Source organism: Campylobacter sp. RM16190, from assembly GCF_012978835.1.
Lineage (GTDB): Bacteria > Campylobacterota > Campylobacteria > Campylobacterales > Campylobacteraceae > Campylobacter_A.
The window spans coordinates 136,880-150,685 of the sequence record NZ_LIWS01000003.1 but is presented as its reverse complement, the minus strand read 5'-3'; the positions used below and the strand labels follow the sequence as shown (position 1 = coordinate 150,685).

The 13,806-nt window shown below is 35.7% G+C and carries 11 protein-coding genes; 6 read left to right on the top strand and 5 right to left on the bottom strand.

From position 1 onward, the window contains the following. From CDOM16190_RS04565 to CDOM16190_RS04550, 4 genes are read left to right on the top strand one after another with little or no spacing between them, the layout of a single operon-like run. Nucleotides 1–2,136 (top strand): TRAP transporter permease, encoded by a 2,136-nt coding sequence (locus CDOM16190_RS04565; RefSeq protein ID WP_170019073.1) that lies wholly within the window; start codon nt 1–3, stop codon nt 2,134–2,136. Between the two features lie 6 nt (nt 2,137–2,142). Continuing rightward, nucleotides 2,143–3,048, top strand: coding sequence for a DMT family transporter (locus tag CDOM16190_RS04560; protein ID WP_170019072.1), 906 nt, complete (start codon nt 2,143–2,145; stop codon nt 3,046–3,048). Continuing rightward, complete coding sequence (gene murI, locus CDOM16190_RS04555) at nt 3,045–3,827, top strand: glutamate racemase (RefSeq protein ID WP_170019071.1); 783 nt, start codon at nt 3,045–3,047, stop codon at nt 3,825–3,827. Before CDOM16190_RS04560 ends, murI begins: the two co-directional genes overlap by 4 nt. 19 nt (nt 3,828–3,846) lie before the next feature. Beyond that, nucleotides 3,847–6,585: a M16 family metallopeptidase gene (locus CDOM16190_RS04550; protein ID WP_170019070.1), complete on the top strand. Its 2,739-nt coding sequence runs from the start codon at nt 3,847–3,849 to the stop codon at nt 6,583–6,585. A 45-nt stretch (nt 6,586–6,630) separates the two neighbouring features. Here CDOM16190_RS04550 and CDOM16190_RS04545 read toward each other — a convergent pair whose 3' ends face one another. The 3 genes from CDOM16190_RS04545 to CDOM16190_RS04535 form a co-directional block, all read right to left on the bottom strand. Then, nucleotides 6,631–7,140: a tetratricopeptide repeat protein gene (locus tag CDOM16190_RS04545; protein WP_170019069.1), complete on the bottom strand. Its 510-nt coding sequence runs from the start codon at nt 7,138–7,140 to the stop codon at nt 6,631–6,633. A gap of 77 nt (nt 7,141–7,217) precedes the next feature. Next, complete coding sequence (locus tag CDOM16190_RS04540) at nt 7,218–7,865, bottom strand: M48 family metallopeptidase (protein WP_170019068.1); 648 nt, start codon at nt 7,863–7,865, stop codon at nt 7,218–7,220. Next, complete coding sequence (locus tag CDOM16190_RS04535; protein ID WP_170019067.1) at nt 7,841–9,160, bottom strand: MATE family efflux transporter; 1,320 nt, start codon at nt 9,158–9,160, stop codon at nt 7,841–7,843. Before CDOM16190_RS04535 ends, CDOM16190_RS04540 begins: the two co-directional genes overlap by 25 nt. A 213-nt stretch (nt 9,161–9,373) precedes the next feature. Between CDOM16190_RS04535 and CDOM16190_RS04530 the strand changes: the two genes are divergently transcribed. Further along, complete coding sequence (locus tag CDOM16190_RS04530; RefSeq protein ID WP_170019066.1) at nt 9,374–10,687, top strand: sodium-dependent transporter; 1,314 nt, start codon at nt 9,374–9,376, stop codon at nt 10,685–10,687. A 12-nt stretch (nt 10,688–10,699) separates the two neighbouring features. Continuing rightward, nucleotides 10,700–12,637 carry a ribosomal protection-like ABC-F family protein gene (abc-f, locus tag CDOM16190_RS04525; RefSeq protein ID WP_170019065.1) on the top strand — a complete coding sequence of 646 codons (1,938 nt, stop codon included), beginning with the start codon at nt 10,700–10,702 and terminating at the stop codon, nt 12,635–12,637. A 12-nt stretch (nt 12,638–12,649) separates the two neighbouring features. On the opposite strand, the gene CDOM16190_RS04520 is transcribed toward abc-f, so the two are convergent. Then, on the bottom strand, nt 12,650–13,132 hold the full coding sequence (locus tag CDOM16190_RS04520; RefSeq protein WP_170019064.1) for a transglycosylase SLT domain-containing protein: 483 nt from the start codon (nt 13,130–13,132) through the stop codon (nt 12,650–12,652). Then, complete coding sequence (locus CDOM16190_RS04515) at nt 13,129–13,764, bottom strand: hypothetical protein (RefSeq protein ID WP_170019063.1); 636 nt, start codon at nt 13,762–13,764, stop codon at nt 13,129–13,131. The genes CDOM16190_RS04520 and CDOM16190_RS04515 overlap by 4 nt, the downstream gene beginning before the upstream one ends. Nucleotides 13,765–13,806 lie beyond the last annotated feature (42 nt).

Genomic DNA, 13,806 nt, shown 5'->3' with positions numbered 1-13,806 from the left:
ATGGAGCTAAACGGCAAAATTGGTGATTTAAAAAACAAGGATATAAATACGGATATAGAAGAGCAAAATAAGGCGCAAAATGCAATACCTCAGGAAAAAGAAGAGTTTGTAGAGGTAAAAACAAGAGAGATAAACTCGAATTTTTATATCTATTTAACAAGTATAATTTGTTTTTCTTGGTCGGTTTTCCAACTATATATCGCGTATTTTCCTATGAATACCACTATGTCACGTTCTATTCACCTCTCTTTTGCGATAGCGCTTGTATTCTTGCTCTATCCTGTGAAATTTCACAAAAAGGCTCAAACTAGCGTGCCGATTTATGATATCTTGCTTTGTGTAGTGGGTGTCATAGCGGCACTTTATCCTTTTGTAGAGTTTTACTCTCTTGCTCAAAGACCAGGAGACTATACTAAATTTGATGTTTTGATATCAAGCGCCGCTGTGCTTATACTATTTGAAGCCGGCAGACGCGTGATAGGACCTGCGCTTGGCATCATCGCGGCTATATTTTTGTGTTATGACTATTTTGGACAGTATATGCCAGACATCATAGCTCACCAAGGTGCCAGTCTAAATAAACTCGCAGGGCATATGTATCTAACTACCGAGGGCGTATTTGGAGTGCCGCTTGGTGTTAGTGTGAGCTTTATATATCTTTTTGTTTTGTTTGGTTCGCTTCTTGAAAGAGCTGGAGCGGGGCAGTATTTTATAAATTTAGCCTTTGCCCTGCTTGGCAGATTTAGAGGAGGTCCTGCTAAGGCTTCTGTTATAGCTAGCGGTTTAACAGGTATGGTCTCCGGAAGCTCAACGGCAAACGTTGTAACCGTTGGAACATTTACCATTCCTCTTATGAAAAAAGCAGGACTGACTAGTACAAAAGCCGGAGCTATCGAAGTGGCAGCTGGTGTAAACGGACAGCTTATGCCACCTATTATGGGTGCGGCTGCATTTATAATAGCCGAATTTTTAGGCATGAGCTATACTAATGTAATGATAGCTGCTGTAATTCCTGCCTTTGTCTGCTATGCATCCTTATTTTTTATAGTGCATCTGGAGTCTTGCAAACTTGGCTTAAAAGGAATGAAACAAGATAAAAGCGTTTCTAAGTTGAAAATTTTCTTTAGCGGACTTCACTATCTAATACCTATATTGGTTATGCTTTATACCCTTTTGATAGCCAAAGAGTCGCCAATATCTGCGGCATTTAACGCTATAAATGTTTTGTTTTTGATAATTATATTCCAAGAGCCTATTAAAAAAATGGCTATGGGAGAAAAAGTAAATAAAAACGATTTTATTATAGGCTTTGCGGATATTTTCTGGGCTATGGTAACGGCTGCCAGAAATATGACTACCATAGCTATAGCCACTGGTCTAGCCGGAATTATAGTGGGCTCAATCTCTCTTACTGGTATTGGTCAGGTTTTATCTGAAGTGGTTGAGATTATAGCAGGTAATAATATCTTGCTGATACTATTTTTAACCGCTGTTATGTCTTTGATACTTGGAATGGGTCTTCCAACTACGGCTAATTATATAGTGGTATCATCTCTTGTTGCACCTGTAATTTTATTTTTAGCTTATAAAAACGGATTTTTAATTCCTGCTATTGCGGTGCATCTATTTGTATTTTATTTTGGAATTTTAGCCGACGATACGCCTCCTGTAGGAATTGCCGCTTACGCCGCTGCCGGTATTGCCAAGGCAAACCCTGTAACAGTTGGTGTGCAAGGCTTCTTTTACGATCTAAGAACCACGGTTTTACCTTTTGCCTTTGTGTTTAACAACAAGCTTTTATTAATAGAGAGTATAAATCCTGCAGCTCCAAATGATGCTAAAGGTATTGTTTGGATAACAAATCCACTTGAGATGCTGCTCATATTTTCAACCGCACTTATAGGAATGTTTGCCTTTTCTTCGGCGCTTCAAGGGTTTTTTGTAACTAGGGTACAAATTTGGGAGAGAGTTTTACTGCTTGCCGTAGTGCCTCTTGTTCTGGTTCCAAATATGTGCGTTAAATATATAGCCGCCATTCCTAACGAATATACATCTTATGCGATTGGAGTGGGTATTTACGGGCTAGTTTTTGCATATCAGTGGATGAAAAATAAGAGCGAGAAAAAGAGCTCTTAACCCTTTATGTTAAGAGCCTATCTATCGCTTTTAGCTGCTACATTTATAGTAGGTTTTTCATTTGCTTTTGTCAAAATTTCACTTGAGTTTGCAAGCGTATTTGAAAGTCTGGCGCATAGATTTAGCATAGCCTTTATAGTTGTACTGATTTTAATAAAATTCGGTTTTATAAATGAAAAAATAAGCTTAAAAGATTTTAAAAAAATATCATTTATAGCCATTTTATATCCAAGTTTATTTTTTGCTTTTCAAGCCTTTGGACTTACATTTACCAGCTCGGTTATGGCTGGAATCTTTCATGCTTGCACTCCAGTTGTTACAATGGTTTTTGCGCATTTCTTTATTGGAGAATATACAAATATATGGCAGAAATTTTTTGCGCTAGTCTCTGTTTTTGGCATTATTTACATCATTTATATGTCTGGTAATTTTGGTGAAAATTCAAATCTAATAGGCAATTTTTTAATTATTTTATCAGTTATTGCTATCTCGCTTTATAATGTTTTTGCAAGGCGTGTTTTGGCAAAATTTGAAATTTCAAAGTTAGTTATAGTTACTATTTTTATAGGATTTATATTTTTTAATATGTTAAATTTGAGTGATTATATTTTAAAATCCAGAGAATTAAAGCTTTATTTCGCGCCTTTTTTAGATATTAAATTTACTATTTCGACACTATTTTTAGCAATTTTTAGTTCCGTAGCAACCTCTTTTTTGTTCGGCTATTCACTAAAACGATTAGAAGCTTTTAAGATAGGAATTTTTAGCAATCTTTCAGCCTTGGTAACAATAATTGCCGGAATATTCTTGCTTGATGAAAATTTTGAAATCTATCATTTTTTAGGAGCAAGTTTTATAATACTTGGAGTGGTTGGAGTTAATTTGGCAAATATAAAGAGGAATGCGCGATGAAAATAGGGATATTTGACTCAGGGCTTGGCGGGCTTAGCGTATTAAATGAGGCTATTAAAAAATTGCCTAACGAGCAGTTTTTATATTACGCGGACAGGCAAAATGTTCCTTATGGATTAAAGAGTAAGGAGCAAATTTTATCTTACACTACTCATGCTTTTAAATTTATGCAAGAAAAAGACGTAAAAGCGGTAGTTGTAGCTTGTAATACCGCCACTAGTGCAGCTATAAACGAGCTAAGAGAGGAGTTTGCTATACCTATTATAGGGATGGAGCCTGCTGTTAAAAAGGCTGCAGATATATTTAAAAACTCACGTACCATCGTAATTGCAACTCCTGTAACGGTAAAAGGTAAAAAACTAAAAGATCTTATAGCTCGTTTTGATAATAAGAGTTTAATAGATTTAGTTGCTTTGCCTAAGCTTGTTGAATTTGCAGAAAATGAGGAGTTTTACTCTCAAAGAGTGCGTGCATATTTAAAAAATGAACTGCTAAAATTTGATCTTGCTAATTACTCTTCGCTTGTGCTAGGATGTACGCATTTTAACTATTTTAAAGATACTTTAAGAGAAATTTTGCCACCGAATATAAAATTTATAGATGGAAATGAAGGGACTGTAAATAAGCTAAAATACGAACTTGAGAGGGTAAATTTGCTTGAGGATTCGACTCAAGAAATAGAGTATTACTATTCAGACTCCAAAGTAGATAGTCAAGTCGAGCTGGATAGGATATATAGATATTTAAAACGACTTGATCGGATGATTTTGATAGATTAAATTTTATAAAAGAGAAGATATGAGAAAAATTTTATTACTTTTAATTACTGTTATTGGTCTTTTTGCTCTTTCGCAAGATGCAAATTTGACCTCAGGCACTCTTGAAAACGGACTAAAATATTATATTAAAGAAAATAGATTGCCGGAAAATAAGGCATATTTTCAGCTTGTTGTGCGCGCAGGCTCTGCGGATGAAAAGCCAAGCGAGCTTGGTTTAGCGCATTTTGTTGAACATATGGCATTTAATGGGAGTAGGGACTTTAGTAAAAACGAGTTGATACAAAAACTTGAGAGTTTAGGCGTGGCATTTGGTGCCGATTTGAATGCCTATACGACTTATGATTCTACGGCATATATGCTAAATATAGAGGTAAACGAGCGAAATTTAAAAGATGTTTTTTTGGTTTTTCGTAACTGGATGGATGGAATTAACTTCGATAAAGATGAGCTTGATAAGGAGCGCGGGGTAATTATAGAGGAGGATAGGTCTAGAAATACTCCTGAATATAGGCTTTATAAACTACATTGGGATGATTTACTGGAAGGGAGTATCTATGCTAGTAGAGCCCCGATAGGTGATATGAATATAGTAAGAAATGTTAGCGTAAGCCAGATGAAAGACTTTTATAATAGGATGTATCAGCCTAGACTTATGGAATTTGTGGCTGTAGGAGACTTTAAAAAAGATGAAATTCTAAACTATATAAAAGATAGTTTTTCTTCTGTTAAAAATACGAATTATGATACTAAAGAAAACAGAACTATACCTGCTAAAAACGGACTTAATATCTACAACTACGATTCAAATGAAACCGCTGAAAATTCTATTAAAATTTCATTTTTTGATAAATTTTCACCAAGACAAACTGAATCGCAAATTCGCAAAGCGATTATAAATCTATATATTTCAAATTTGATAAATACGCTTTATGAAGAGAAAACAAATAGAGAAAATTCTATTCAAAGAGCGGTTTTTACAAATATGCCGATTCAGGCGCAAAAGACAATGTATAGCTTTGATATGAAAATCATAGGAGATGATCAAGAGGACTCTATAAAAGATATGTTAAGCGTTATTAACGGCATAAAAATTCATGGATTTAGCCAAAGCGACTTTGATGATGAGAAGAAAAATTTAATCAACATTATCAATAATAGATATCTGCAATCAAAGAGTAAAAAATCAGCCGATTATCTAAGAGATATAGTCTATGCACTTGAGCTTGGAAATGTGATTTTAAGCGATATTGATAGCAGGAATTTAAGTCTTAAAATTTTAAACGAAATAACTCTTGACGAGGTTAATGCTGAATTTAGACGAATCTTGAGCCTTGATGAAAAGAGCGTCAGTATATTTAGTTCTAAAGGATATAGGCTTGGTAAGGAGAAATTTGAACAGCTTGCAAATGATATAAAGCCATATACATTTCATCTTAAAAGCTTTAAATTGCCTTCAAAACTGATAAATAAAGAGATAAAACCAGGCAAAATTATCTCAAAAAAATTTGATGAAAAGCATAAAATTTGGAGTTATACTCTTGAAAATAATGCTACTGTGATTCTAAAAACTCTTAAAAATGAGAAAAATTTAATATCTTTCGCGGCTGTTAGTAAAGGAGGTGTCTCAAATCTTGCCAGACCTCAGCTAGGAGAGTTTGCGACCACACTTTCAAATGAAAGTGGAGCTGGAGAGTTTAATAACTACCAAATAAGTAAAATTTTAAACGGAAAATACTTAAGCTATCAAAAGCGAATAAGCTCTTTATCTCATGGATTTTACGGCAAGAGTAGCACTGGCGATATAGAGTCTTTAGTGGAAGCCATATATCTTGAGTTTAATTCCCCAAGAGTTGATGATGATATGCTAAAAAAGATTAAGACTAAAAGAATAGAAGATCTTGCCAAAAGAGAGTCTTTGCCGAGCTATAAATTTTCTAAAGAGTTTAGCGAATTTTATTACAACGGCAATGAGCGTAAAAAGCATTTTAGCAGAAGTGATATAGAGGCGGTTAAAATTAATGACTTAAAAGATATAGTAAATGATAAATTTACTAACGCTTCATCTTATACATTTATTTTTGTCGGAGATTTCAAAGAGACCGATATGGAGCCACTTATTAAAAAATATATAGCCACTCTGCCTGCTAAATTTAATAGCGAAAATTTTATAGATGACGGCGTAAGAGGTTTAGATGGAGTTCATATATTTGAGCGATTTTATCAGACTTCAAATCGTAGCGATGTGATAGTAAAGATGAAAAATAACCAAATCCAGTATTCTAAATTTGATTTGATAAAAATTTCTGCTCTTGGCGAAGTGCTAAAAATGGCACTTAGAGAGAATATACGCGAAGAAAAGGGCGAAACTTACGGAATCTCTTTGAGTACTAGACTAAATAAACATCCTTATATTCATTCAAGAGTCGATATATCTTTTACAACTTCTCCTCAAAAACTTGATAGCGTTCTTGATGGAATAAAAAAGACGATATCAAATTTAAAGAGCGAAGGTGCGCTTGATAGATATATTCAAAGCTATAAAAAATCTACTATTTTAAAGCTAGAACAAAAATATGAGCAATCCGGTTTTTGGCTAAATGAGTTGGTATCAAGCAAGATATATGATAATGAGATATTTAGTCTAGATGAGTATGAGAAATTTGTTAGCATGATAACAAATGAGGATATCAAAAATGCAGCTAAGCTATACCTAAAAGAAGATAATATGATAATAGGTATAAACAGTCCTATTAAGTAGAGATAAATCTAAAGTTACGGCGCAAATTTAACGCCGTAACTGATATTATATTTTCTTTGATCTACTTAGATCCTCGGCCCACATACATCCCAAGCGGTCGCCTAGATCGCAAGCTTTTTGAAAGAGATTTTTTGCCGTTTTTAAACTGTCAGGCGTTTGTTTTTCAAGATGAAAAGAACCGACTACGGCACAAGAGTGAGCATCATTAAGCTCGCAAGCTTTTACTAAAAGTTTCATTGCGTTTTCTTTATCAATCTTTGTTCCTTCTCCCATATCTTGCATTCCGCCAGCCATTGAGCAACTATGCTTTTGTCCCGCTTCGCAAGCCTGAAGATATAGTGAAAAGGCTTTGCTTACATCTTTTTTAACGCTTTTACCTGTGTGATACATCAACGCTACTTGCTCGCAACCTGCAGCGTTTTTGTTCATGCAAGCGGCGTTAAATTTCTCAAATGCACTTGCATAATCGGCATTTTTGTATGCAGCTAAACCATCTTCAAAATCACCTGCAAAAACACTTAAGGATAGCAGTGCAAATGCTAAAATTTTTTTCATACAAATCCTTTAAAGTTAATAATATGCTATTTTAACATATTTTGTTACTATTGCGCTTAAAACGCATATTTGGGTATTTATAAATTTTTATTGTTTAAGGCTTTTTCAAGATCTCTAAAATTTGGCATGATTGAAGCGATAAAATCATAAAAACTCTTTTTATGGTGCGGATATATTAGATGTGTGAGCTCATGAAGCACTACATATTCGATCAATTCTATTGGTTTTTCTATTAAATTTAGATTCAGGTTTATATAGCCTTTGCGAGAGTTACAGCTACCCCATCTGGTTTGCATATTTCTGATTACGATTCTGTTTATATCTTTACCAACGAATGGCCTAAATTTCTCTATCAGCTCATAAAAAATCTTTTTGGCCTCATCTTTTTTATACTTTTCGAGCCTTTTTAAGCTCGGAGTCCAAATTTCTTTATCAACTATTTTTATGTTTTTTATATTTTCATCAAATTGGAGTTTATAAACTTCACCAAGTAGCCTAAATTCATCACTGTTTGGCAAATTTTCTAAAATTTTGGAGTGAGTTTTTTCTATCCACTCTATATTTTTATTCAGTATTTCAAATACCTGCTTTTGGGTGCAAAAATACGGTAATGAGAGCGAAATTTCACCTGTTTTTGAAATTTTAATGCGAGTTGATTTTATTCTTTTAAAATTGAGCGTAACATCAAATTTATCAAATTTTATACAAGTCGTTTTGACTGCCATTTTCTACTCTTCCATCGCCATGTATTTACAAGTCCTCTTAGCCACTCATCGGCTACAAATCCTATCCAGACTCCTATTATGCCCATATTTTGCATGATTCCTAAATAGTATCCAAGCGGTAAGCTAACACCCCACATAAATATAGCTCCCGTGATTAGTGGAAATTTCGCATCTCCGCTTGCTCTAAGTGCATTTACTATCACTATGTTAAAAGTTCGTCCTGTTTCAAGAATTATCGATAGTGTAAATAGCGGAAGCATTATCTGTTTTAGCTCGTCTGTTAAATTTAGCCTGTTCATAATCTCATCTTTTGCAAAATAGGCTATTAAAACAACGGCTAAGGTTGCTATAAAACCTAGCTTTAACGCTCTAAAAGTCTTTATATAGGCCTCTTCAAATCTCATTGCGCCTACTAAATGACCGACGATAACCTCATTTGCTACGCTAATACTTGCTCCGCATAGAAGTATTAATAGAGTTATTTGAAAGTATATTGTTTGCACGTTTAAACTGGCCTCGCCCATGCTTGCTACAAAGCCAAATGCGACCATATATTGCGCCATCCATAATAGATTTTCACCAGCGCTTGGAATCCCGATAGATAGAATTTTGCGCAGGATATTAAATGGCAGGGTTAGAAGCATTTTTATATAAATTCTTACCTTTGCTATTTTGATTAAAATTATAAATAGCACCGCAACACCAGCCAGCCTGCCTATCAGTGTAGAAATCCCTACACCGTAAAGACCGTAGTTTGGTAGTCCAAACCATCCAAATAGCGCGATAGCATTTCCAATAAGCGTAATAACGTTCATTAGTAATGATACAAGCATAACCGCTGTTGCGAAATTATACACTCTTAAAACAGCCGCCAGCACCATACCCATTCCGTCGATAAATAGTGCAAAACCTAAAATATGTAGGTAGCTGTAGCTCTCATCGAGTAAATTTTCAGGCACTCTTAATATTTTAAGCACCAAGTATCCCTGAAAATATAAAAATGTAGCCGCAACTATCCCAAAAATCGTATTAAATGTAATGCTTGCATGCACTATTCTTGTAGCTAAATTTTTATTCTTTGCGCCCAAGGCTTGAGCTACTACTACAGAGCAACCAACGCTTAAAAAGCTAAATATGGTCATGAAAAGATCCATGACTTGATTTCCTGCACCCATCGCACCCACTAGATGAATGCTTACCTTTGTAACCATATATGTATTTATAATAAGTGTTACAAAATGTAAAAACATGTCTAAAAATATGGGAAGCGCAAGCTTTTTAAGCGATAGGTTCATAAAGTTTCTCTTTTGATATATGCGTAAGATTTCTAAAAATAACGGTTGATTATATCAGAATATAAATTTAATAGAATTTATATTTCATAAAACCGAAGATAAAAGCCTTGCTTTTAGTCTTTTTCAAATATTTTATAATAATAGCTAATATAATTTTCTTATTAGTTTACTTAAGTATAATTTTTAAAATCTTCAACTTAATGGATGTAAAAAATGGAAAAGAAAAGTTTCACCTCTCGCTGGGCATTTATTATAGCCTGCGTCGGATCTGCCGTAGGTATGGCTAACGTATGGGGCTTCCCTTACAAGGTCGGCACAAATGGCGGTGGGGCATTTTTGCTCATATATCTATTTTTTGTTGCCATATTTTCTTATGTTGGTCTTTCTGCTGAGTATGCTATAGGAAGACGCGCAAAAACCGGTACTCTAGGCTCTTATGAATTTGCCTTTAACACTCGCGGGCTTGGTAAGATTGGAAAGATCGTAGGCTGGATACCTCTTGCAGGATCTATGTGTATAGCAATAGGCTATGCTGTCATTATCGCTTATGTTTTAAAGGCCTTGTTTCAAGCGGTAACAGGCTCTTTAATGAGTGTTGATACAAATACATGGTTTGAATCTTTCGCGTTAAGTAGTTACTCGGTAGTTCCTTTTCACTTTATAGTTGTTGCAGGTACACTTTTTACTCTATTTTTCGGAGCTAAAAGTATAGAAAAAACAAACAAAATTATGATGCCTCTATTTTTCATACTATTTTTTATTTTGGCGATTAGAGTAGCCATGTTTGACGGTGCTTTTGAGGGATATAAATTTATATTTAAAGGCGATTGGGCTAAGCTAGGCGATCCTATGGTTTGGGTTGCAGCGATGGGACAAGCATTTTTCTCACTTTCTATTACGGGTTCTGGAATGATAGTTTATGGCGCTTATCTTTCTAAACAAGAGGATGTTGTAGATTCTGCTAAAAAGACGGCTATTTTTGATACTATCGCCGCACTTGTTGCAGCGCTTGTGATGATACCTGCTGTTTTTGCTTACAAAATGGATCCTGCGGCAGGACCAGGGCTACTTTTCGTAACACTTCCTAAAATTTTACAAGATATGCCTGGTGGACAAATTTTTGCCATTATTTTATTTACTGCTGTAATCTTTGGAGGCATTAGCTCTTTGCAAAATATGTTTGAAGCGGTAGCAGAATCTATCATGCACAAATTTCCAAATATTAAGCGCGCTCCTATGCTGATAGCTCTTTGTGTTATATGTTTTGGAATAGGCGTAAATATGGAGGCTATATCAAGCTGGGGGCCTTGGATGGATTTTGTCTCTATCTATATTATTCCAATCGGAGCGGTTATCGGAGCGGTATCTTGGTTTTGGATAATAAAAAAAGATGAGATTGTGGATGAGATAAACATGGGCGCAGCTAAAAAGCAGGGTGATCTTTGGTATAGCATAGGTAGATATGTTTATGTGCCGATGGCTCTTACACTTTGTATAATTGCGCTTAGTAAGCAAATTTCATTTTAATCAAGGCTTTTTGTGGCGTTAGTCGATCTAATAGATGTAAGTAAAAAATTTGGTCCAAACGAGATATTAAATCAGGTAAATTTTAGCGTAAATGAGCGCGAGATAATCGCTATCATAGGTAAAAACGGAAGTGGTAAAAGCACGCTTATGAAGCTTATAGGCGGTCTAGTCGAGCCTGATACGGGCAGAAGAGTGGTGCAAAACGCAATATCTGTGCAAATGCTTGCGCAAAATCCAAATTTCAGCGAAGGCGCAAGCGTAAAAGAGACGCTAAATTTGGAGCTTAAAGAGATATTTGACGCTAGAGAGGAATATGCAGCGGTTCTTGAAAAGCTTGCAAATAGACCAAATGACAAAGAGCTTCATGCTAGACAAGATGAGCTTATAAAATTTATCGAGGCAAAAGACGGCTGGCAGATTGAGCGAAAGATCGAGCAGGTTTTGGTCGAATTTAAGTTAAAAGAGTATGAAGATAGGGCGGTTTCAAGCCTTAGCGGAGGAGAGATTCGCCGCGTGGCACTAGGTGCGCTCATACTTAAAAAGCCTGACGTGCTATTGCTTGATGAGCCGACAAACCACCTTGATGTATATATGGTGCGCTTTCTTGAAGAGATGCTTAAAAGCTCAAAGCAAACTATCGTATTTATAAGCCACGATCGCTATTTTATCGATGCTTTGGCGACTAGAAGCGTTGAGGTTGAGGATGGCAAGCTTCGTAGTTTTGAGGGCGGATATGCTAACTACCTAGCCAAAAAAGAGGAAATTTTACTCTCTTTGGCCAAATCTCACGAGACTTTGCTAAAACAGCTTAAAAGCGAAGAGGAGTGGCTAAGACGAGGTGTAAAAGCAAGGCTAAAACGCAACGAAGGGCGCAAAGAGCGTGTCATGCAGATGCGCGAAGAGGCTAAGAAAAACCCGGGCGTCATACGAAGAGTAAGGCTTGAGCTTGAGCGAGCGAGTAAAAACTTTAACCAAGCTCACTCGACAAACCGCAAGAAAATGCTGTTTGAGATTAAAAATTTAGGTAAAAGTGTTGGCGATAAGGTGCTGTTTGAGAAATTTGACGCTAGGGTTTTGCAAGGCGAGCGCATAGCTATAGTCGGACGAAACGGAAGTGGCAAGAGCACCTTGCTTAAAATTTTGCTTGGACTAGAAAAGCAAAGCGGCGGCGAGATAAAGCGCGGTGATGTTAGGATCGGCTACTTTGATCAGGCAAGAAGTGCTCTAAGCGATGAAAAGAGCCTGATCGAAGTCTTTTGCCCAAACGGTGGCGATAGAGTGCAGGTGCGCGGTCGAAATATGCACGTTTACGGCTATCTTAAAAATTTTTTGTTTCCAAAGGAGTTTTTGGATAAGCCTATCGGCGTGCTAAGCGGCGGCGAGAAAAACCGCGTCGCGTTAGCGCTACTTTTTACAGGCGAATATGATGTGCTCGTGCTTGATGAGCCGACAAACGACCTTGATATAGCTACTATAAATATCTTAGAAGACTACTTGCAAAGCTTTGAAGGCGCTATCTTGCTAGTTAGTCACGATAGGTATTTTGTGGATAAAATTTCATCCAAGCTTTGGGCTTTTGAGGGCACTAAAATCGAAGTTGTGCACCAAGAATACAGCGTCTATCTTGAGCTTGAAGACGAGCTTAACGAGCTTGATAAATTTGAAGCTCAGATGAGTGCGGATAGTGAAAATTTAGCTGAAAAACAAAAGAGCAAGAGTAGAAAATTAAGCTATAAAGAAAATCAAATTTTGCAAAATCACCCTGATAAGATCGCTACCTTAGAGGCTCAAATTTCAAAGTTAAACGAAGGACTTAGCGATCCAAATGTCTATCAAAAGATAGGACTAACAAAGCTTTATGAAGAGCTTGAAGCTGCCAAAAAAGAGCTTGAAATTTTAGAAGAAGAGTATTTTGAAGTTTTAGAAATTGCTGAAAATTTGGATAGTTAAATTTAAAGTATCTTAAATTATATCTGCACCATAAAGCATATTCTTTTTATAGTCCAGATATAACTCCTTTTCTCCTGCTTGGTCTATTCCGTAGCCTGCAATCGTTCTTGTATTAAGCTGCATTAGTCCAAAGTCATAGTCAATTATTTCTAACGCCTTTTTATTCATTATCATAAAATCATATAAAAATTCCGCGCTCTTAACATCAGCCGGAAAAACACTGACATAGGGTAAATTTTTACTCTTTTTTGCTTTATAGCCCACTTGTTGAAATACCCAATGCGTAAAATCAGGGTTTTTGGTTTTTAGGGCTATAACATACGGCTGAAAATCAGTTTCCGTCTTTGCGTAAGCCAAGATAATATCTTTGTCTATGTTAAATCTTTCATCAAGCATTTTAGCTTCAAGATAGACGCTCTCTTTAAAAGAGGTATCAGCCACTAAAGCAGCCGATACCATAAGAGCCGATATTATCAGGGAGAGAGAAAGTTTCATCTTCCGCTACCATACATTTTTTCTTTATAGATATAATAATGATTACCCCACCTGTAACCATCAATTCCTATCGCATCAAACTCTCTATGACCTTTAGTAGCCTTTTTCTTTAGTGCGCCGTATTTTTTAGCGTTGTCCATATCGCCTAATTCGGCATACATTAAAGATAGATAAGTGCATTGTCCTTTATCGCTTAATTTCTCGCAGCCAAATTTAAGCATATTAGTAGCCTCTTTATCGGCTATAATCTCTTTTGCCGCTTTTATAACATAATGCTCATCTGTTTCTCTGTATAACTTGGCAGCTATCAAGTCAGTAGCTATAATTTTGCAAGCACCCATCACCTTCTTTTTATAGCAATACTCAGGCACTGTCTTTGTGTAAAATTTCTCAAAATCGCCTTTATTTAAGATGACTTTATTTCTTTCTGCTGCTAAACAATAGTCTTCGTTATCTTCAGTTGCACATTTTTTTTGTAAATTTTTAATGTCATCCTCCAAAATTTTAGGATTGATAATGCTATTTGCTATCGCCATATCAGTCGTATAATCATACGTGTCTTTAGCACTTAAATTTAAGCTTAGAAAACCTAATGCCAATAAGCAAGTAGCCGTAAATTTTGTTAATTTCATTTGATGCTCCTTTGATGTTTAATATTATAAATTGATTTGATA

What these genes read in the sequence shown, in the direction of transcription:
- CDOM16190_RS04565 (WP_170019073.1), top strand. Translation starts at nt 1, where the DNA reads ATGGAGCTAAACGGCAAAATTGGTGATTTAAAAAACAAGGATATAAAT.
- CDOM16190_RS04540 (WP_170019068.1), bottom strand. Translation starts at nt 7,865, where the DNA reads ATGGCAGTCAAAACGACTTGTATAAAATTTGATAAATTTGATGTTACG.
- murI (WP_170019071.1), top strand. Translation starts at nt 3,045, where the DNA reads ATGAAAATAGGGATATTTGACTCAGGGCTTGGCGGGCTTAGCGTATTA.
- CDOM16190_RS04560 (WP_170019072.1), top strand. Translation starts at nt 2,143, where the DNA reads ATGTTAAGAGCCTATCTATCGCTTTTAGCTGCTACATTTATAGTAGGT.
- CDOM16190_RS04545 (WP_170019069.1), bottom strand. Translation starts at nt 7,140, where the DNA reads ATGAAAAAAATTTTAGCATTTGCACTGCTATCCTTAAGTGTTTTTGCA.
- CDOM16190_RS04550 (WP_170019070.1), top strand. Translation starts at nt 3,847, where the DNA reads ATGAGAAAAATTTTATTACTTTTAATTACTGTTATTGGTCTTTTTGCT.
- CDOM16190_RS04530 (WP_170019066.1), top strand. Translation starts at nt 9,374, where the DNA reads ATGGAAAAGAAAAGTTTCACCTCTCGCTGGGCATTTATTATAGCCTGC.
- CDOM16190_RS04515 (WP_170019063.1), bottom strand. Translation starts at nt 13,764, where the DNA reads ATGAAATTAACAAAATTTACGGCTACTTGCTTATTGGCATTAGGTTTT.
- CDOM16190_RS04535 (WP_170019067.1), bottom strand. Translation starts at nt 9,160, where the DNA reads ATGAACCTATCGCTTAAAAAGCTTGCGCTTCCCATATTTTTAGACATG.
- CDOM16190_RS04520 (WP_170019064.1), bottom strand. Translation starts at nt 13,132, where the DNA reads ATGAAACTTTCTCTCTCCCTGATAATATCGGCTCTTATGGTATCGGCT.